Raw genomic sequence first — 19,262 nt, 5'->3', positions numbered from 1 at the left:
TAGCCGGGGTGCAGGCCGTGCAGCTCGGCGTGGGTGCGGCTGGCCAGCGCGGTGCGCTCGGCCACCAACTGGGTCCGGTAGTCACACAACGCCCGCAGGTCCGCGGCCTGCCCGATGGGCAGGCGCACCGGGGGCAGGCCCGGTTCGCGGGCGGTGATCCGGGCGATGGCGACCGCATCGCCCGGATCGGTCTTGCCTCGGGCCGGGCGGGCGGTGCGCTCGCGGGAGGTCAGGCTGGATGGTACCTCGACCACCTCCAGCCCGCCGGTGAGCACCAGGCGCACCGCGGCGCCGCGGCCGTAGTTGCCCGAGCCCTCGATGCCCACCCGCGCCACCTGGTGGCGCCTCAGCAGCTCCTCGAGGGCGTCGAAGCCGGTCTCGGTGTTGGCCAGCTCGGTGACCGCCACCGGGCGGCCGCGATCGTCGATGACGGCCACGGCCAGGGTGTCTTTGTGCGTGTCGATGCCGGCGAGCACGCCGACTCCTCTCGCGTCGACTCCGTGCTCGCGACCGCCGAGGTCCCGGGCGGGAGCGCACGCACCTGCGGGCCGCCGCGGCCCACGCTCCTATCAGGCGTCAACCGCCCAGGACATCGGCAGGCGTCACCGGCGGGCACTCACTGCGAAGGCCACACACGATCACGACGGGCAGCAAGACGTCGAGCCTCGCCGGTGACGCCCGCGAGCACCCCGCTCGGCGACGGGGCGTCTCTTCGTACCGCAGGTGCATGAGGTGTGTCCCTCTTGATCTCCGGGTCCTGCAGTGCTCGAGCTAAGTCGTGTCCCGCGACGATCCGGTCGTCTTTCACCTCCAGGTGCCGGCGGATGGTGTCGAGCAGGTCCAGGCCTGGCGGAGTGCTCTCCATCAGTACCGCCACCGTCCGCCGCAGCCGCTCGATCGTGCGCGGGACGAGAGTGCGGCAAAGAGCGCTGTGACCGACCCCAGGGCGTCGTCGACCACCTCCAGCAGCACCGCCCGCATGTCCACGTTGGCGCTGCGCCCGCCGCGAGTGAGCACCGCGACGCCCGTGCATTGACGGCTAGGCCGATCGCGCCGAGCGCCAGCACCGGCGTCGCGGAGACCTCCGTCTCTGCCGACTCAAGCAGCTGGCCGACCGCCTCGAAGGCGACCAGTACGCCGATGGCAGCAGCGCCGCCGCAGCGTCGCGCCGAGCCATTCCGTGCGCCGGTATCCCGGCGCCGAGGACTGGCCGGGCGCAGCGCAAGGGAGGCTGTGGTCAGCCGACGGCCAGGTCGGCGGCGTCGGTGCCGGCGTGTGCGGCGTCGGCCAGCAGCGCGCGACCCCGACAGCAGCGCACCGACCACCGGCACGACCAGCACTGTGGCGGTCAGGGAAGCGAGATCGCCAGCCGCGGCGGTCACCCACCGCGCCACCCGCATCGTGGCTGTGGCCGTGCGCGTGACCGCCACTCACCGGAGGAGCTTCGGGGCCGCCGACTCAGGCAGGCGACCGATGCCGGGCACGAATCGCCCGGTACGCACGGCGTAGGCGGCGTACTCGGCGCCGTGGATCGCCAGTAGATACGGCTCCTCGGCGGCCCTCACCTGCAGCTGCACTGCGGTGACCAGCGCGATCAGTGCCGCAACGCTGACCCAGCTGGGGACCATCAGCACGACTCCGGCCTGGGCGGCGACCAGGGCGGTGAAGATCGGGTTGCGCGCGTGGGCGAACGCCCCAGTGGTGACCAGCTCGGTGCGTTCGGCCTGGTCGACACCGATCCGCCACGAGGCGCCCATACCGGTCTGCGCGGCCAGCGTCGCGGCGAACCCGGCCAGCGCCAGCACCAGCCCGGCGACCTGCAGGCCGGTCGGCGGATCGATCGGCGTGACGCCGGCGACGGCCAGCAGCGGCCCCGCCAGGCCCGCGACTATCGCCACGACGAACAGCACGCCACCCCACCACTCCAGCTGGGCGGGAGTGCCGGAGATGCCGCGGAAGCCGGTGGACCCGGTGCGGCGGTACTGCACCCACGACCGCACGCCGAACAGCACCACCAGGGCGACGACGTACAGCACGAGCGCGGCGGTGGTCATTGCAACTGCTTCCCGGGTGTGATGGTCAGCGTCTGCGGACCCGCCGGCGCCGGTGAGCAGCAGGCGTCGGTCCAGCCCTCACCACAGCCGCAGCCGTCGGCGTCCCCCTGCCCGTTGGCGCCCGGCCGGCTCGGAGCGCAGCATCCCTCGCCGCGCCAGGCCTCAAGACCCTCACGCACGGCCACGGCGGCGATGACCAGCCCGGCGACCGGGTCGGCCCAGCTCCAGCCAAACGTGGCGTTGAGCAGCAGGCCCGCCAGCAGGACCGCGCTGAGGTAGGTGCACAGCAGCGTCTGGGTGGAGTCGGCGACGACGGCGTTGCTGCCCAGGGCCCTGCCGGTGCGGCGTTGCGCCCACGACAGGAACGGCATGATGACCAGCGAGGCGACGGCCAGGCCGATGCCGACCGGTGAGGAGTCCGGGTCGCTGCCGGTGATCAGGGCGCGGACCGACTCGAAGGTGATGTAGGCGGCGAGGGTGAAGAAGGAGAACGCCATGAGCTGCAGCGCCTGTTGTTCCCGGCTCTCGGGCAGCCGGTGGCGGAACTGCCACAGGATGATCAGGCCGCTGGACACCTCGATGACGGAGTCCAGCCCGAAGCCGACGAGGGCCACCGAGCCAGCGACCAGGCCCGCGGAGATGGCGATGACCGCCTCGATGGCGTTGTAGGTGACGCTGGCGCCGGCGAGCAGCTGGGCCCGACGGCCGAGGCGCGCCCGCTCGACGGCGGTCGGTGCCGCATGGGTGTGGGTGGAGCTCACCGGTGCGCCGCCTCGCCGTAGGTCGGGCACAGGACGACGGCGTCGCCGGTGGCGGCGAGCAGGCGCTCGGCCGCAGCGAGGACCTCCAAGACTTGCTCAGGGGCGGTCAGCGACCACATCGAGGCCCGACCCTGAGGGCGGGAGGTCGCCACGCCGCAGTCCTTCAGGCAGGCAAGCGCGGCGCTCACCGAGGACTGCGCCAGACCTAGGTGAGCGGTCAGGTCCACCACGCGGTGTTCGCCGAGCAGCAGGTGCCGGATGATCGACAACCTCGTTGGGTCTCCGAGGCTGCGGAACAGGCATGCCGCCGCCGAGAGGGCGGCGCCCTCGTCGACCTCCGCGTCGCCGACCGTCCGAGCTGCGCCCTGGGGGCCGACAGCTTCGACGTCCACCTGATTGATCGCCATCCGTCGATGATAGCGATCATCGGTGTTCCCGTAGCAACGGGCGTCAGCCGCGCCTCCCTACGAGTGGCGGCCGAAGGAGCGGCTCGTCCCGACGTCATCTGTAACCGCAGTGGGCGTCACAGCGGGTCGACCGTCGCGATCAGTAGACCTGGAGTCCCCATGCGGCCCTGCACGGCGGTTGCTCTTCCTCGACAGTCGGCACGGACCAACGATGAGCGACGCCATGAGGCGTGATCAGCGGGCGGCGGACGGGCTGCCGCGCCCAGAGCACGCCCACACGGCGCCCACAGAATCACCGTTTCCTGCCCTCGATCGCCAACGCCGACCAACGGCATATGTGCAGCTCAGAAGCCAGGTGAGTGACGCGAAGCTGGTCAGAACAGCGTCTCGGGGGGGACTTTTGATCCGCGGGTTGTGGGTTCGATCCCCACGGGGCCCACCGTGCCGGACGACGCTCTCGCCGTCGCTCAGCGGTCCGGCTCGCGGCGCGTCAGGCGAGCGTGGACGTGTCGACCACGAAGCGGTAGCGCACGTCGGAGGCCACGACCCGCTCGTAGGCCTCGTTGATCTGCTCCGCGCCGATGGTCTCGACCAGCGCGGCGATGCCGTGCTCGGCGCAGAAGTCCAGCATCTCCTGGGTCTCGCGGATGCCGCCGATGTTCGAGGCGGCGTACGAGACGCGCCGCATGAGCAGCGAGAACACGTCCAGCGACACCGGGTGCTCCGGGATGCCGACGTTGACCATCGTGCCGTCCACGGCCAGCAGGGACAGGTAGCGGTCGACGTCGACCGACGCGCTGACCGTGTTGACGACGAGGTCGAACGAGGCGGCCAGGCGGGTGAACGCGTCCGGGTCGCTGGTGGCGGCGTAGTGGGCGGCGCCCAGGCGCAGGCCGTCCTCCTGCTTCTTCAGCGACTGCGACAGCACGGTGACCTCGGCCCCCATGGCGGCGGCCAGCTGGACCGCCATGTGGCCCAGTCCGCCGAGCCCGACGACGGCCACCCTCGTGCCGGGACCGGCCCCCCAGTGGCGCAGCGGTGAGTAGACGGTGATGCCGGCGCACAGCAGCGGCGCGGCGACGTCGAGCGCGATCGGGTCGGGGATGCGCAGGACGAAGTCCTCGGTGACGACGATGGCCTCGGCGTAGCCGCCCTGGGTGGGCCGGCCGTCGCGGCCGGTGCCCGAGTAGGTCTCGACGTAGCCCTCGGCGCAGAACTGCTCGTCACCGCGCCGGCAGTACCGGCACTCGCGGCAGGAGTCGACCAGGCAGCCGACGCCGACGCGGTCACCGACCCGGAACCGGGTCACCTCCGCGCCGACCTCGGCGACCACCCCGGCGATCTCGTGGCCGAGGACGATCGGGTAGTTCATCGCACCCCACTCGCCGCGGGCGGTGTGGATGTCGGAGTGGCAGACCCCGCAGTACCGGATGTCGATGCGGACGTCGTGCGGGCCGACGTCCCGGCGCTCGATCGTCGTCGGCACCAACGGCTCCGTGGCGGACGTGGCGGCGTAGGCCTTGACGGTGGTGGGCACGGGCTCCTCCTGCGGGCGTCGGGGAACGTCGGGAGGACCGCTCCGCCAGGGGCCCACGCTACGGACGCCGCCCGGGGCCCGCGGTCGTCGTCCCGTCCCGCTGGTCCCGCGCTGCCGGGTCCGGGTGCTCGTGACGGCGTGCCTACGCTGCCGGGTCGTGCCGCTCTTCTCCTTCGAAGGCCGATCGCCGCAGGTCCACCCCGACGCGTGGGTGGCGCCGACCGCGACGCTGGTGGGTGACGTCGTCGTCGAGGCCGGCGCGTCGATCTGGTACGGCGCGGTGCTGCGCGCCGACTTCGGCCGGATCGTCGTCCGGGCCGGGGCGAACGTGCAGGACAACTCCGTGCTGCACGGCGGCGAGGACCCGGTCACCGAGGTCGGGCCCGGCGCCACCATCGGGCACGTCTGCGTCGTCCACGGGTGCGTCATCGGCGCCGAGGCGCTGGTCGGCAACGGCTCGACCGTGCAGGACGGCGCCCGCATCGGCCGCCGGGCACTCGTCGGCGCCGGCAGCCTCGTGCCGCCGGGCATGGAGGTGCCCGACGAGGTGCTCGCGGTCGGCGCCCCGGCGCGCGTGCGCGGCCCGCTGTCGGAGGGCGCCGCGGTGTGGGTCGACGGCAACCCGTCGGTCTACCAGGAGCTCGCCCGCCGGCACGCGGCCGGCGTGCAGCGGCTCGACCAGGTCTGACCCGGCCGGAAGAGGGCGGCCGTCGCGCCGGTTGTCCCCGGCAGGATCCGCCGTCCGACGACCTGACCGGAGGTACACGATGACCGCCACCGTCCCGGGGACCGAGGCCTTCGCCCGCGAGTGGGAGGAGTGGCACCGGCAGAAGGAGGCCGTCCTCGCCGCCCCGCACGGCTTCCTCGCGGTCACCGCGCTGGTCTGGCTCGACGAGCAGCCCACCGGGGTGCCCGGTGCGCCGGGTCTGTGGTCGGCCGGCGAGCAGGGGGTCGTCGTCACCCTGGCCGAGGGCGAGGAACTCGTCGTCCACGGGGAGCCGGTCACCGGCGAGCACGTCTTCGGGCACCTCGGCCTGCGCGAGAGCGTGCTGACCACCGCCGGTGACGCCGCCGTCGAGGTCGCCGAGCGCGGCGGCCGCTACGTCGTCCGGCTGCGCGACCCGCGGTCGCCGCTGCGCCTGGGGTACCCGGGCACCCCGGCCTACCCCGCCGACCCCCGCTGGGCGGTCCCGGGGCGGTTCGTCCCCTTCGACGCGCCGCGCCCGACGCCGGTCCCCGGGGTCCTCGAGGGCGTGCAGCACGTCTACGACGCCCCCGGGCGGATCGAGTTCGAGTTGGAGGGCCGGCAGCTGTCGCTGACCGCCTTCCCCGGCCACACCCCCGGGGCGCTGTCGGTGCTCTTCTCCGACGAGACCTCCGGCCGCACCACCTACCCCTTCCGCTCGCTGCAGCTGCCCCCGCCGGACGCCGACGGCTCGGTGCTCGTCGACCTCAACCGGGCGGCCAACCTGCCCTGCGCCTACACCGACCTGGCCACCTGCCCGACGCCCCCGGCCGAGAACCGGCTGCCGCTGGCCGTCGAGGCCGGCGAGAAGACCCCGCTGGGCCGCGGCGTGGGCCGGCCGACCGACAGGGGAGCGGTCCTGGAGGTCTGACGCGACCGGCCCGCACCGGCGCTGCGTCCGGCGTCCCGCCGTCCGGAGCAGGCATGCTCGGAGCCGCAGGACGGACCGGGGACGACGGGGGTGCGGGTGGACGGGCGGACGCTGGGCGGGCGGTACCGCCTCGACAGCGTGCTCGGACGCGGTGGCATGGGCACCGTCCACGCGGCCACCGACGCCGTCCTCGGCCGCCGCGTCGCGGTCAAGGTGCTCGACCTGGCCGTGGCCGACGACGCCGGGATGGCCCGCTTCCGCCGTGAGGCGCAGGTGCTGGCCGCGCTCGAGCACCCGTTCGTCGTCACCGTCTTCGACTTCGGCGTCGACGCGAGCGCGGCCTGGCTGGTGATGCCCCTGCTCCCCGGCCCCGACCTGCTCACCCTGGTCAACCGCGACGGGCCGCTGCCGGTGGACGACGTCGCCCGCCACGGCCGCCAGGTCGCCGAGGCGCTGGCCGCCGCGCACGGCGCCGGCATCGTGCACCGGGACGTGAAGCCGGCCAACCTCATGCTCGCCGCCGACGGGTCGTGCCTGCTGCTGGACCTCGGCATCGCCCGGCTCACCGACCGCGCCGGCGGCACCTCGCTCACCGGCACCGGGCTGGTCATGGGCAGCATGCCGTTCCTGGCGCCGGAGGTCATCGCGGGTGAGCCGGCCGGGCCGGCGGCCGACCTCTACGGCCTCGGGGCGACCCTGTTCACCCTGCTCACCGGCCGCCCGCCCTTCGACGCCGACGGTGCCGCGGTCCTCGCCCAGCACCTGCACGCCGTGGCGCCGTCCGCGGCGTCGCTGCGACCGGACACGCCCGCCGCGCTGGACCGCCTGCTGACCCGGCTGCTCGACAAGGACCCCGCCGCCCGGCCGTCCGCCGCGCAGGTCGCCGGCGCCCTCGCCGGTGTCCTCGCCGCCGCACCCGACCGCGGGAGCTCCCCGACGCTGGTGCTGCCCCTCCCCGCGGCCACCGCACCGGGGCACCCGGCCGACGACGGCCCGCGGCGCCGGCCGGTGCGCCTGCTCGCCGCCCTCGGCGGGGGCGTCGCGGTGCTGGCCGTGGCCGGTGCCCTGTGGGCCGGCTGGGGGGCGGACCCGGCGACGTCGACCGGGGCACCGGCGTCGACGTCGGCCACCGCGGCACCGACCACCGCGGTGGCCAGCACCCCGGCCCCGGCACCGGCGCCGTCGGTCGCCCCGACCACCACGGCGGCCCCCACCCCGTCGCCCACGCCGGCCCCCGCGCCCGCGCCCGCGCCCGTGCCGCAGCCCGCCGCCGACCCGGTGCAGACGGCCCTCGCGGGCCTGCGCGCGACCGTCGACGGCGCCACCTCCTCCGGCGCGCTGACCGAGCGGGGGCTCCGGGACGTCGACCGCCGCGTCGCCGACATCGAAGAGGCGGTGGCCCGCGGGGACGCGGAGAAGGCCGGCGAGAAGGCCGGCGAGCTCGAGCAGCGGCTCGAGGAGCTGCAGCGCGACGAGCGCCTGACCGCCGACGGCGCCGTCCAGCTCGCGGCCGCCCTCGGCGACGTGCGCGCCGCCCTCGGCGTCAGCGGCAGGGACGACGACGACGAGGACGACTAGGTCGCCGCCCGCGGGTCACGACGCCACTCCGTGTCCCCGGCGGCCGCACGGGTGCAGCGTCATCGCGGGCCGTGTCGGACGGAGGTCGTGATCCGCGAGGGCACGTGCGCCCGACCGCTGGGTCACGGCCTCCGGACGCCGTCACGCCCCGGGCGGCCGGTACCGCACCTGCTGCGCCCTCCCCATGGCCTCCATCGTCTCCTCGACGCTCATCAGGACCGTCGTCTCCAGGGGGCTCAGCGCGCCGCCGGCCGTGATCGCCAAGGCGACCGCGGCCATGGACACGTTGTCGGGCGCCTCCCAGAGGGTGTAGCCGTCGTGCGGCCCGAAGGCGTACCAGAACCCGTGGAGTCGCCCGCCGACCGACTCGATGTAGGTCTGGGCTGCCTGCCGGCGGTCCTCCGGGTTGTCGAGCAGCCTGGCCCACGTCTCCGGCGTGTAGCTGAACCTGGTCAGGTAGAGCGGCATCGTCCGGCCCCCTTGTCCGCTCGGGTGCGTTCCGAGGGACGTAGACGCTAGCCCTGACGAGGGGGCCGTGAGGTCCGCTGAGCGCGGCGTGGGTGTCGGTGCTCGTCCCGAGGTCGTCGCGTCCGATGACCCGCGTCCCGCGCGCCGGTCTCATCTGCATGACGCACGAGACGGTCACCTCCGCTGACGGCACCTCCATCGCCTACGAGGTCTCCGGCGCCGGCCCGCTGCAGATCACCGTCTGTGGTGCCACGTGCGACCGCGCTCTGATGCGTCCCACCGACCAGGCGCTCGGCAGGTACTCCACCACCGTCGACCACGACCGGCGCGGTCGCGGGGACAGTGGCGACACGCTCCCGTACGCGATCGACCGGGAGGTCGAGGACATCGCCGCACTGATCGACCGTCTCGGCGGCCCGGCCCACCTCTACGGGCACTCCTCCGGTGCCGGCCTGGTGCTGCACGCCGTCGCGGCCGGGCTGCCCGTGGACGGGTTCGTCCTGCACGACCCGCCCTACTCGCCCGACGACCGGCCCTCGCGCGACGCGGCGCGGCGCGGTGCCGGAGGACGTCGCGGCCCGGGTCACCCGGCCCGGCGTCGTCCTGGTCGGCGGCGAGAGCCCCCCGTTCGTGCGCGAGGTGGGCCGGCGGCTGGCGCAGCTCCTACCCGGGGGACGCCTGGACGTGGTCGAGGGGCACGGCCACGTCGTGCCGCCGGACGTGCTCGCACCGGTGGTCGCCGCCCACCTGCGCCGCTGAGCGGCGACCCCCGGGTCAGGACGACTGCCGCCAGCTCCGGCCGTCGCGGGTGACCAGGGTGGTCGCCTCGGGCGGGCCCCAGGTGGCCGCCTGGTACAGCGGGATCGGCCGGTCGTCCTGGGCCCAGAACCGCAGCACCGGGTCGACGATCCGCCAGGACCGGCCCACCTCGTCGGCCCGGATGAACAGCGTCGGGTCCCCGACGAGCGCGTCGAGGATGACCCGCTCGTAGGCGTCGGGGGACTGCTCGGTGAAGCTGCTGTAGGAGAAGTCCATCGACGCCTTCTGCACCCGGAACGCGTGGCCGGGCACCTTGGCGCCGAAGCGCAGGCTCAGCCCCTCGTCGGGCTGCACGCGGACGACGAGCGCGTCGGGCTCCGACTCGGTCGACGGCCCCGGGAACAGCGGCAGCTGCGGCGGCTGGCGGAACTGCATCGCCACCTCGGTGACCCGCGCGGGCAGCCGCTTGCCGGTGCGCACGTACACGGGCACGCCGGTCCAGCGCCAGTTGTCGATGTCCAGCCGCATCGCCACGAAGGTCTCGGTGGCGCTGAGCGGGTCGACGCCGGACTCCTCCCGGTAGCCGGCCATGAGGTCCTCGCGCGTGCCGCCGCGGGTGTACTGGCCGCGGACGGCGTTGGCGGCGATCTCGGCCTCCTCGTCCAGCGGCCGGATCGCGCGCAGCAGCTTGACCTTCTCGTCGCGGATGGCCTCGGGGTGGAACGACGTCGGCGGCTCCATGAGGAACAGCGAGAGCACCTGCAGCACGTGGTTCTGCACGATGTCGCGCATCGCGCCGGTCGTCTCGTAGAAGCCGCCCCGGTCGCCCACGCCGATGGTCTCGGCGACGGTGATCTGCACGTTGTCGACCCACGTGCGGTTCCAGATCGGCTCGAAGATCGAGTTGGCGAAGCGCAGCGCCAGCAGGTTCTGCACCGTCTCCTTGGCGAGGTAGTGGTCGATCCGGAAGATCTGCTCCTCGCTGAAGGCCGTGGTCAGGTCGGCGTAGAGCGCCCGCGCGCTGTCCTCGTCCCAGCCGAACGGCTTCTCGATGACGGCCCGCACCGACTCGCCGTCGCCGGGGCGGCTCAGTCCTGCCTTGCCCAGGCTGAGCGCGATCGGGCCGAACAGCCGCGGCGGGGTGGAGAAGTAGTAGACGCGGTTGCCGGCGGTGCCGCGGTCGCGGTCGCACTCCTCGAGCACCTCGGCCAGCCGGGCGTAGGTGGCCGGGTCGTCGTAGTCCCCGGCGACGTAGCGGGCGGTGTCGGTGAGCTCGCGCCACCGCGCGCCGCCGTCGCCCGGGGCCCGCTGCCGGCAGTAGTCGCGGAACTCGCCGTCGGACATCGGCGTCCGGGCCACCCCGACCAGCGCGACCTCCGGCGTCAGCGCGCCCTGGTCGGCCAGCTGCTCGAGCGCCGGCAGCAGCTTGCGGGCGGTGAGGTCACCCGAGGCGCCGAAGATGACGAGGACCCCCGCCGGTGCCCGGCGCTCCTGTTCCGCGTTCACCATGCCGCCGCGCCGCCTTCCGCAGGGCCGGGTCGGGCGTTCCGGCCCTCCGGCAGGGTGCCGTTTCTACTCCGGCCACGGCGCGTCCCGCCAGCGTGCCACGACCGGCGACGCGCCCGACACACGGTGGTCGGAGCGCGCCTTCACGGGTGACGGCAGCAGGTGGCGCAGGCCGCCTGCCCGCTCCGCGCGTCCTGGTCGGTCCCCACGGTGGATGCCGGTCATCCTCGGGGGTCGCCGACGGACACGTCCTCGACTCCCGCACGGGGAGCGTTGGTACGGGAAGGGGTTCGCGCAGTGCGCGCCCCGGCCCGATCCCTGTCCGACTCGGGCACGGGGTGCCGGCCCGGCGCGGCCGTTCGGGTGCTGTGCGCAGCCACGGTGCAGGCGCCGAGCAGCAGCAGCCACCCCCCGAGCGGCAGTAGGCGCAGCAGCGTGTCGGGCAGGCCGGTCAGGCCCTCGACGTGCCAGGCGTCGTCGGTCGCGAAGAGGTAGACCCCCGCCCACGCCGGCCAGGCGCACACCAGGCTACCCCGCCGAGCCGCGGTCACCAGGAGCGGCAGCAGGTAGATGCTGTAGTTGGCCCAGGAGAAGGACGACGCGAGCAGCGTCCCCAGCACGAGCAGCGGCACCACCTCCACGGGGGCCTCCGGGCCGGACCGCCGGCGCCAGGCCACCCAGCAGGCCAGGCCGAACGCGGCTGCCCTCAGCGCCAGGTCGAGCGCGGGCGGCAGGCCGAGTTCCACGGCTGCACCGTGGAGGGAGCGGTTGAACGGGGCCAGCTCGGTCCGGTTGCCGCCCGCCAGCAGCGGTAGGACGCCGGTGAAGAACGTGGCGCGGTCCGGCACCGTCAGCAACCCGACCGCGGTGAGCACTCCTCCGCTGACGGCGGCTGCGAGCAGGGCCCGCCCCCGCCCCAGGAGGACGAGGGCCAGCACCACCGGGGCCAGGGTGGGCTTGACCGCGCACGCGGCGCCGAGGAGCGCCCCGGCTGCGAGGTCCCGGCGCGCCAGGAGCAGGGCGATGATGCCGGACTCGGCGAGCAGCAGGACGGTGTCGACGTTGCCCTGGTCCAACAACCCGATCAGCGGCCGGCTGTGGGCGAGCACCAGCAGCACCCCCGGCAGGACGGGCGACGTCGCACGGACGCCGACCAACCGCAGCAGCAGCACCGTCGCGGCGACCGTGGCGGCCAGGCCGACGACCACGACGACGAGGACCGCGCCGCGGAACGGCAACAGGCCCAGCGGCGCGACGAGCCAGCCGGCCAGCGGCGGGTAGATGAACTCCAGGCCGGGGTCGTACAGCGGTCCGCCGGCGGCCAGGCTGGCGCCGCTGCGCCACAGGATCGCCAGGTCCGAGGCGGTCCCGGTGGCCGAGCGCACCGCCAGGTGCAGCAGGGAGCCGACGGCCAGCGGCCACAGCACCGCACGGGCCGCCCGCGTCCACGCCACCCGCTGCAGGCCCCGGGAGTGGTCAGGCACGGGACGTGGTCCTCCGGTGTCCACGACGGCACCGGGGCCGCGTCACGTGCGCAGCGCGCTCGACGGTGCGGACCCGGGACACCGATCCGCCGCCGGGTCGGTGGCACGGCGGCAGGCTCGCTCCTCGCTCCCGCACCTCTCCGGCGGAGGCCGACACCGACGTACAGGCCGCCGCAGCCCGGGTGGTCCGCCTCATCGCTGCCTCCCCCCAGCCCGAACAGCAGGCCCAGCACCAGCGCGGGCCAGGACGGGGGTTGCCCAGAAGCTCCTCGGTGAACCCGCTCCGGAACGCCCGAGGTCTCCAAGCGGACCGGGCGGCTGCTACCAGCGGTCCGTCGCGACGGGGAAGACCCACCGGCGCCCGGGCCACTCGGAGACACCCCAGAGCTCCTCGCCGGGACGTGACCAGTCGAGGTCCTCCGGACCGGGCGGCAGCACCCCGCGGTGGCGGCGCCATGCGCCCGGCGCGCCGCTGTACAGGTCCCCGGCCGACCCCTCGCCCGTGCTCGCCGTGGCGAACCACGTGGACCCGTGCACGGCCACTCCCTGCATGCGGCGCGGCTGGTCCCCGTAGACCTCGAGGGGGACGCACCACCCCTGGTCGTCCACCTCCGGGAGGCCGGTTCGGGGGTCCAGGGGATAGCGCGCGAGCCGGGGCGGCCGGTCGTCCTTCCGGCGGTACTCCCCGACGACGAGGTTCCCTCGACCCTCCACCTCCCCGACGGACAGGAACGAGTGACGCAGCCGACGGCGACCCGCGGACAGCGGGACACGGAACGCCATGAGCTGGGGGAGCACGTGATCACACCCCCGAGCACCGAAGCCGCCGAGGGCGGAGCGCCACGGCACGCCGGCCCTGCCGCGCGACGCGTCGCCTCCCGCGCCGGTGGGGCGCCGAGGAACGGCCATGACGTCCCCGAGGCGGAAGACCCGGACCCCGAAGAGCGTGTCGGCGACCAGGAGGAGGTCACCGTGGACGGCGATGCCCCCGGCGTGGACGGGGACGGTGCCCATGACCACGGTCCCGAGGGCCCGGCGCGGCACGACCAGCAGGACGTGCCGGTACCGGGGACCCTCCGGGTGCGTCCGGTCGACGACCGAGATCCGCGAGCCCGGGGTGCGGAGCAGGCGGTCCCGTCTGGCGTACCAGCTCACCAGCAGCACGGCGCCGGACCGGGTGCTCGCCACTCCCTGCGGCCACCACCTGGGGTCGTCCCGGTCGACGTCGTCCCAGGTGAAGCCCCCACCTGCGGCCCTGCCCGGGACGGGGCACCACTCGCCGGCGCGGTCGAGGTCGGCGAGGACGCCGTCGAGCGCGACCCTCCGCAGCCGCACGCCGAGGCGCTCGACGAGGTCGGCCCGGAGCCGTGTCGTCGTCAGTGCGAACGGCGGTGCGGCACCCATGCGGTCCATTCTCGACCGGCTGACCTGGACCGACACCAGTACCATCGCCCGGTGGCCTGGGTTCGAGCGCAGCCGGTGGTGCAGCCCTCTCCGCCCCACCCCTCACCTGCGTCCGTCAGGACGCGGACGCGCGGGCACTCGCCGACGGCGCCGCTGCGGACGACCCCCGAGGCGGTCCCGGCGTCCGTGGTGGCCGGACCGGACCGGCCGGCGGAGTGAGCCCGCGGACGGTGGCGCTGCGAGAGCGCGGTCGAGCCCTCGGGCGGGAGGCCTCGGGCTTCCTGGCGGCGGGCGCGATCGGCCTGGTCGTCGACGTCGGGGCCTACAACGTGCTCGTGCACCTGGGTGGGGACGGCCTGCTGGACGACCAGCCCCTCGTCGCCAAGACGCTCTCCACCGTCGCGGGTACCACCGTCGCCTACGTCGGCAACCGGTTCTGGACCTACCGGGACCGCCCCCGTGGCCGGCTCGCCCGGGAGTACACGCTGTACATGGGGCTCAGCGCCGTCGCCCTGCTGATCTCGCTCGTCTGTCTCGCGGTCTCCCGCTACGTGCTCGACCTCAGGAGCCCGGTCGCCGACAACGTCGCGGCCAACATCGTCGGCCTGGTGCTCGGCAGCCTCTTCCGCTTCCTGACCTACCGGCGTTACGTGTTCTGAGCCACCGGCTCACGTGCTCTCAGAACAGCCCGCGACCTGACCCCGGCGCGCGGGGTCGGGGGCGACCGCCACCGGCGTCAGGACGTGGACGGGGACGTCTGCGGACGACGCCGGGAGCGACGCCGCGGTCCGACCGTCCCGGGCGCCTCGGCGCTGCCCTGTGGCACGGGCGCCGGCTGCCGCCGTCCCCGCAGCTGGCCGGTGCTCCACGCGGCGAGCAGGACCGAGATCGCGCCGATCGCCAGTCCGGCGACGTCGTCGAGGAGGTAGTGCCAGCCGAAGTAGATCGTCGCCGTCACGGTCAGGAGGAAGAAGACCCACAGGCCCGCGCGCACCACGACCGACCGGAGCGTCAGCTGGGCGATGAGCGCAGCGGTGAAGATGATCGACACGTGCAGTGACGCGAAGGCGGCGATGCTGTTGAGCCGCTCGGTGCCCTGGGGGTCGCCGAGGACGATCAGCCGCGACAGCAGCAGGCTGTCCTGGAGCTGCGACGTGCCGGTCTCGGGGAGGTCCCAGAACAGCTCCGGCTGCGCGTAGATGGGGCCCCTCGACGGCAGGACGTAGTAGCTGGCGGTACCGAGCGCCCAGTTGAGGCACAGCGCCGTGACGTACCAGCTGGCCTCCCCGGCCCGCCCCCTCCGGACGAGGGCGAGCCCCAGGGAAGCCGGCACGAACACCAGGAACGCCAGGTACACCCACGACAGGACGTGCGCGGCGACACCGGTGCCGAGCAGGTCGTGCAGCACCTCGGCGGGCGCGACGCCTCCCGTGAGCGCCAGGTCGGTCTCCGCCAGCTCGTCGTCGACGAGGCCGGGCCGGAGCAGCGGCAGGTAGTGCTTGAGGTTCCGGTAGGCCACGTACGTGACGTAGAAGGCCGCGAGCCCGATCAGGACCGGACGGAGCCGGCGCCAGGGCCACCGCTCGCGGGCGACACGGACGGTCTCCCCGGCCAGCCTCCTCGGGGACCGCGCGCCGAGCACGGCGCGGGGGAGCACGTCGAGCGCGAGCAGCAGCGCAGCGATCAACGGCAGGCGCACGTAGGTCGGGCCGAGGAACCCGTCCGGGTCGCGCAGCGGCAGGCCGAGCAGCACGGCGCAGACGGCGGCCACGGCACCCGTGACGAGGGCGACGCCCACGGCCATCCCGTAGGAGTGCTGGTCGCGAGGCCTACGGGCGGCGGGTTCATCCATGGGCGGCTATCTTCTCTGGGTCGTCGGCCAGCACACGTCGTCGTCCGAATCCGCCGTCCAGGCCACCCGGAACGGAGCGCTGTGGGGACGATCAGCCTACCGGTCGAGACGCCGTCGTCTCGTCACGGGCGTCGCCGCTGGGCGTGGCCGGGCTCCGGGTGGGTCGTGGTGGGCCTGTCCGCGGTCGTCCACCTCGCGCTCTGCTGGCTGTTCCGCGGGTTCCTCACCGACGACGCCTGGATCTCGGTGCGCTACGCGGAGAACCTCGCGGCCGGCGAGGGGTTCGTCTGGAACCCGGGCGGCCCGCGGGTCGAGGGCTTCAGCAACCCGCTCCTCGTCGCCGTCGAAGCGCTCGTCTCCTGGGCCGGCGGGTCCGCTCCCGCGGCGGCCCGCGTGCTCGGCGTGGTCGGCGGCCTCGCCTGCGTGGTGGCCGTCTACGTCGCCGGACGCCCGGTCGTGGGGGAGTCCGCGGCCCGGATCGCCTCGGTGCTCACCGCCTGCAGCGCGCCCTTCGCCCTGTGGGCCGTCGGCGGTCTCGAGACGCTCCTGGTGGCCTTCGCCGTCACCGTGGGCACGCTCGAGGTCGCCCGGCGGGACGGCGGGAGGGTCCTCCGTGCCGCCGCGGCGTTCGCCGTGCTGCCCTGGCTGCGCCCGGAGGGACTCGCCGTGGCGGCGGCCGTGGTGGCGGTCGGCGAGGTCCCGGGCCTGTTCCGGGCGGCGACCCGCCGGCGTGCGCTGCGGCGGGTCCTGGTGCTGGGCGGCGTCCCGGTCTGCTCGCAGGTCGTGCTCGAGGTCGCCCGGCTGGGCATCTACGGGCACCTGCTCCCCAACTCCGTCGTCTACAAGTCCGGCGCGGGCGACGCGCTCACGGTCCTGGAGAAGTTCCTCCAGCAGGCGCTTCTGCCCACGCTGCTGGCCGTGGTGGGTGCCGTCGTCCTCAGGGGCCGGGCGCGGCTGCTCGCGGTCCCGCCCGTCCTCTACGGGCTGGGGTCGATCGGCACGCTGGACAGCGCGAACGCCTACAGCCGCTTCTTCATGCCGGTGTGGCCGCTCGTCGCGCTGCTGGCGGCGGTCGCGATCGGTGCCGGACTCCAGGCACTCGCCGGGCATCGCGGCCGGGGCCTGGTGCCGGTCCTCGGGGCCGCCGTCGCAGGACTCCTCGTCCTGGCGCTGCCCCCGGGCGACGTCCGGAGCGTGGCCGCCTGGCAGGAGCGCTACACGGACTGCCGGGTCGGTGCCCGGGAGTCGGCGCTCGACTGGCTGCGGACGACCCCGCCGGACACCTCCTTCGCCATCTCCGACGCGGGCCTCGTGCCGGCCCGTGCCGAGGGGCGGTCCGTGGTCGACAACTTCTTCCTCAACGAGTCGCTGATCCAGGAGACGGGCCGGCTGCCGTTCCGGGAGCGCGCGGACCTCGTGCACGACCGCGCTCCCGACGTCCTGGTGCTCGCCAGCCGGGACAGCGAGCGGTTCGTCGGCTACTACCCGACCGAGCAGGCGATCCACGAACACCCGGCCACGTCGGCGTACCGCCTCGCGCACGTGGCCACCGGACCCCGCGCCTCCTGCGGGTACCACCTCATGGTCTTCCAGCGGTGACCCGCGGGATGTGGACGCTCCCCAACGCCCTCACCGGACTGCGCCTGCTCGCGGTTCCCTTCCTCGGCGCGGTCCTCGCCGTCGCGGGGGACACGCCCGGGGGCCGGTGGGTCGCCCTCGCCCTGTTCGCGGCCGCGTCGCTCACCGACCTCGCGGACGGCTGGCTGGCACGCCGGTGGGGCCAGTGCACGGACTTCGGCGCCCTGGTCGACCCGATCGCCGACAAGGCGCTGGTCGCCACGGCGCTGGTCTGCCTGTCCGCTCGCGACCTCGTCCCCTGGTGGGCGACCGTGGTGGTCCTCGCGCGCGAGGTGGCGGTCACGGTCCTCCGGCTCACCGTGCTGCAGCACGGCGTCATCCCGGCGAGCCGCGGCGGCAAGCTGAAGACGGCAGCACAGACGACGATGATCGTGCTGGCGCTCGCGGCGCCGGAGTGGACGGCGGTGCTGACCGCCGTGGTCGTGCTGACCGTCGCCTGGACGGTGCTCACCGGGCTGGACTACGGCGCCAAGGCGGCGGCGCTGACGCGGGCCCGGCGGCCGGCCCTGCAGCCGCCGGCCGTCTCCCCGCCGCACGCGCCCGGCTGACCGTCGGCACGGTGGTGGGCGGCCTCCGGGTCGTCAGCAGGGCGGGGGTGGCGCGAGTTCCCGGGTCAGGTCCTGGCGCAGCCACACCGGGTGGCCGCAGACCTCGGCGACGACCCGGTAGCGCTGGTGCAGCAGGTCCCGCAGCCGCGAGTCCTCGTCGATGCCCCACGCGTTCAGGCCGTTGACCTGGACGACCCACGACGGCGCACCGGGCCCGGCCAGGGTGGCCCGCAGGCGGGTCTGGTCGGGGTCGAGCGTGCGCATCGCCGCGCTCCACAGGTGGGGGTAGGGCGACGGCACGTCCGCGGTCTCCAGGACGGAGGGGAGCCCGTACGCCACGAACCCCGTGTCGCCCACCGCCTTCGAGTCGGCCAGCCACTCGCCGGTCCGCTGGCTGGACCAGGCCGACGGGACGGTGGCGTAGACCGCGCCCGAGACCAGGGTGCCGACGACGGCAGCGGCGGCCACCAGCCGGCAGCAGCCCCGCATCCAGGCGCCGGGGCGGGAGGTCGACGGAGCCAGCGCACCCGCGGCGAGGACGGCCGCCGGCGCGAGCTGCAGCAGGTAGGGAGGCCAGTAGGCGCCACCCGACGCGATGCCCACGACCCCGCACACGAGGAGCAGGGTGAGGACCCTCCCCTCGGCCGACCCCTGCCGCGGGCCGCGGCGCGCGGTGAGCAGCCAGGTGGCCACGATCGGCAGGAGGCCCGTGACCGTGCCCAGGACCAGCAGCAGCCCCACCCTGCGGAGCGAGTCGTCGGGACCGGTCGACCAGAGGACGTCGAACGCGACACCACGCGAACCGACGAGGTCGTGCCACGCGTCGGCCGGTTCGATCCGGGCGGCCCTCAGCCACAGCCAGGACAGCGCACAGGGGAACAGCGCGCCCAGGAGGCTCCCCCCTCCGACGAGGAGGGCGCGGCGGCGGTCCGCGCCCCGACCCCACCACCCGGACACCACCAGGCCGGCGAGCAGGAGCAGGCCCTCCAGCAGGTTCTGCTTGACCAGCGGTGCGGCCGCGGCGACCGCGCCGGCGGCGACGGCCCACCCGAACCGGTGGGGGGCGGAGTCGGCGTGCCACGCGGACAGGGCCAGCGCGAGTGCCACCATCACCAGTGCGGCCCCGAACAGCTCGCCGTCCGCCTGCTCCGCCGCCAGCGCCGGGGAGCACGTGATCCCGGCGGCCACCACGGCGGCCCACCGCCCGCCGGCCGGGCCGGCCAGCAGCGTGCCGGCACGCCAGCCGGCGAGGACGAACAGGAGGACGAACGGGATGGCGAGGACGCGGATCGCCTGGTCCCACTCGGTGAGCGCGGCGATCCTGAAGACCAGCATGAGCAGCGGCGGGCGGTCGACGAAGTAGTCGCCGTACAGGAACTCGCCGCCGGTGTGCCACTGCCGGGCCGCCAGCAGGTAGCCGCCCTCGTCGTTCCGCAGCGGCCTGAGCACGTACGTCGCGCGGGCGAGCACCACGGCCAGGCACAGCGGGACGAGGAACCGCCGGGTGGAGCGCCGGGGGGAGGGGGCGGGCTCGACGTCCCGGACCGCAGGCGAGGCCACGGCCCCATCCAACCGCGGACCGCCGCGCCGCACCGCCCCGCCCACCGCCCGGTCGCGGCAGTCCCGGTGCGGCAGGTCGCCCGAGTCCTA

At 74.7% G+C, this 19,262-nt stretch carries 18 protein-coding genes; 7 read left to right on the top strand and 11 right to left on the bottom strand.

Going from position 1 to position 19,262, the window contains the following annotated elements; translation table 11 throughout:
- The 5 genes from BMZ33_RS07275 to BMZ33_RS07250 form a co-directional block, all read right to left on the bottom strand.
- The coding region (locus BMZ33_RS07275; RefSeq protein WP_136697219.1) for an IS110 family transposase at positions 1-476 on the bottom strand (476 nt) is incomplete at its 3' end.
- 954 nt (positions 477-1,430) lie between these two features.
- Positions 1,431-2,054, bottom strand: a complete 624-nt coding sequence (locus BMZ33_RS07265) for a methyltransferase family protein (protein WP_091108833.1) — start codon at positions 2,052-2,054, stop codon at positions 1,431-1,433.
- Entirely contained in the window at positions 2,051-2,815 is a 765-nt protein-coding gene (locus BMZ33_RS07260; protein WP_091108832.1) for a cation diffusion facilitator family transporter, read from the bottom strand. Before BMZ33_RS07260 ends, BMZ33_RS07265 begins: the two co-directional genes overlap by 4 nt.
- The gene (locus BMZ33_RS07255) at positions 2,812-3,222 is read right to left on the bottom strand and encodes an ArsR/SmtB family transcription factor (RefSeq protein WP_091108831.1); all 411 of its coding nucleotides are present in this window, start codon (positions 3,220-3,222) and stop codon (positions 2,812-2,814) included. Before BMZ33_RS07255 ends, BMZ33_RS07260 begins: the two co-directional genes overlap by 4 nt.
- A 490-nt stretch (positions 3,223-3,712) precedes the next feature.
- A complete protein-coding gene (locus tag BMZ33_RS07250; RefSeq protein WP_091108830.1) occupies positions 3,713-4,759 on the bottom strand; it encodes an NAD(P)-dependent alcohol dehydrogenase in 1,047 nt (348 codons plus the stop codon).
- 157 nt (positions 4,760-4,916) lie between these two features.
- On the opposite strand from BMZ33_RS07250, the gene BMZ33_RS07245 reads away from it, so the two are divergent.
- From BMZ33_RS07245 to BMZ33_RS07235, 3 genes are all read left to right on the top strand, one after another.
- The gene (locus BMZ33_RS07245) at positions 4,917-5,447 is read left to right on the top strand and encodes a gamma carbonic anhydrase family protein (RefSeq protein ID WP_091108829.1); all 531 of its coding nucleotides are present in this window, start codon (positions 4,917-4,919) and stop codon (positions 5,445-5,447) included.
- A 79-nt stretch (positions 5,448-5,526) separates the two neighbouring features.
- Positions 5,527-6,375: a DUF1684 domain-containing protein gene (locus tag BMZ33_RS07240; protein ID WP_091108828.1), complete on the top strand. Its 849-nt coding sequence runs from the start codon at positions 5,527-5,529 to the stop codon at positions 6,373-6,375.
- A gap of 90 nt (positions 6,376-6,465) precedes the next feature.
- Entirely contained in the window at positions 6,466-7,953 is a 1,488-nt protein-coding gene (locus tag BMZ33_RS07235) for a serine/threonine-protein kinase (RefSeq protein ID WP_091108827.1), read from the top strand.
- A 141-nt stretch (positions 7,954-8,094) separates the two neighbouring features.
- On the opposite strand, the gene BMZ33_RS07230 is transcribed toward BMZ33_RS07235, so the two are convergent.
- Complete coding sequence (locus BMZ33_RS07230; protein ID WP_091108826.1) at positions 8,095-8,421, bottom strand: GYD domain-containing protein; 327 nt, start codon at positions 8,419-8,421, stop codon at positions 8,095-8,097.
- Positions 8,422-8,546: 125 nt separating this feature from the next.
- On the opposite strand from BMZ33_RS07230, the gene BMZ33_RS24655 reads away from it, so the two are divergent.
- The gene (locus tag BMZ33_RS24655) at positions 8,547-9,233 is read left to right on the top strand and encodes an alpha/beta fold hydrolase (RefSeq protein WP_136697217.1); all 687 of its coding nucleotides are present in this window, start codon (positions 8,547-8,549) and stop codon (positions 9,231-9,233) included.
- On the opposite strand, the gene zwf is transcribed toward BMZ33_RS24655, so the two are convergent.
- The 3 genes from zwf to BMZ33_RS07210 all read right to left on the bottom strand — a co-directional run bounded on the left by zwf (position 9,196) and on the right by BMZ33_RS07210 (position 13,574).
- Positions 9,196-10,689, bottom strand: coding sequence for a glucose-6-phosphate dehydrogenase (gene zwf / locus BMZ33_RS07220; RefSeq protein ID WP_091108824.1), 1,494 nt, complete (start codon positions 10,687-10,689; stop codon positions 9,196-9,198). The genes BMZ33_RS24655 and zwf overlap by 38 nt on opposite strands.
- Before the next feature lie 218 nt (positions 10,690-10,907).
- Positions 10,908-12,170 carry a glycosyltransferase family 87 protein gene (locus tag BMZ33_RS07215; protein ID WP_169064008.1) on the bottom strand — a complete coding sequence of 421 codons (1,263 nt, stop codon included), beginning with the start codon at positions 12,168-12,170 and terminating at the stop codon, positions 10,908-10,910.
- Positions 12,171-12,491: 321 nt separating this feature from the next.
- Positions 12,492-13,574 carry a hypothetical protein gene (locus BMZ33_RS07210; RefSeq protein WP_136697216.1) on the bottom strand — a complete coding sequence of 361 codons (1,083 nt, stop codon included), beginning with the start codon at positions 13,572-13,574 and terminating at the stop codon, positions 12,492-12,494.
- 230 nt (positions 13,575-13,804) lie between these two features.
- Between BMZ33_RS07210 and BMZ33_RS07205 the strand changes: the two genes are divergently transcribed.
- Complete coding sequence (locus BMZ33_RS07205; RefSeq protein ID WP_169064007.1) at positions 13,805-14,233, top strand: GtrA family protein; 429 nt, start codon at positions 13,805-13,807, stop codon at positions 14,231-14,233.
- A 77-nt stretch (positions 14,234-14,310) separates the two neighbouring features.
- Here the strand turns inward: BMZ33_RS07205 and BMZ33_RS07200 are convergent, their stop codons facing one another.
- Complete coding sequence (locus tag BMZ33_RS07200; RefSeq protein ID WP_091108820.1) at positions 14,311-15,426, bottom strand: phosphatase PAP2 family protein; 1,116 nt, start codon at positions 15,424-15,426, stop codon at positions 14,311-14,313.
- 165 nt (positions 15,427-15,591) lie between these two features.
- On the opposite strand from BMZ33_RS07200, the gene BMZ33_RS07195 reads away from it, so the two are divergent.
- Both BMZ33_RS07195 and pgsA read left to right on the top strand, forming a co-directional pair.
- Positions 15,592-17,025, top strand: a complete 1,434-nt coding sequence (locus tag BMZ33_RS07195) for a BtaA family protein (protein ID WP_091108819.1) — start codon at positions 15,592-15,594, stop codon at positions 17,023-17,025.
- Positions 17,022-17,612 carry a CDP-diacylglycerol--glycerol-3-phosphate 3-phosphatidyltransferase gene (gene pgsA / locus BMZ33_RS07190; protein WP_169064006.1) on the top strand — a complete coding sequence of 197 codons (591 nt, stop codon included), beginning with the start codon at positions 17,022-17,024 and terminating at the stop codon, positions 17,610-17,612. Before BMZ33_RS07195 ends, pgsA begins: the two co-directional genes overlap by 4 nt.
- Positions 17,613-17,645: 33 nt before the next feature.
- Here pgsA and BMZ33_RS07185 read toward each other — a convergent pair whose 3' ends face one another.
- Positions 17,646-19,172, bottom strand: a complete 1,527-nt coding sequence (locus BMZ33_RS07185; RefSeq protein ID WP_091108817.1) for a hypothetical protein — start codon at positions 19,170-19,172, stop codon at positions 17,646-17,648.
- Positions 19,173-19,262 lie beyond the last annotated feature (90 nt).

Source organism: Geodermatophilus dictyosporus, assembly GCF_900115505.1.
In the GTDB taxonomy this organism is placed as follows: domain Bacteria; phylum Actinomycetota; class Actinomycetes; order Mycobacteriales; family Geodermatophilaceae; genus Geodermatophilus; species Geodermatophilus dictyosporus.
The sequence above is the reverse complement of the archived record's forward strand: the minus strand, read 5'-3'. Positions and strand labels throughout refer to the sequence as shown.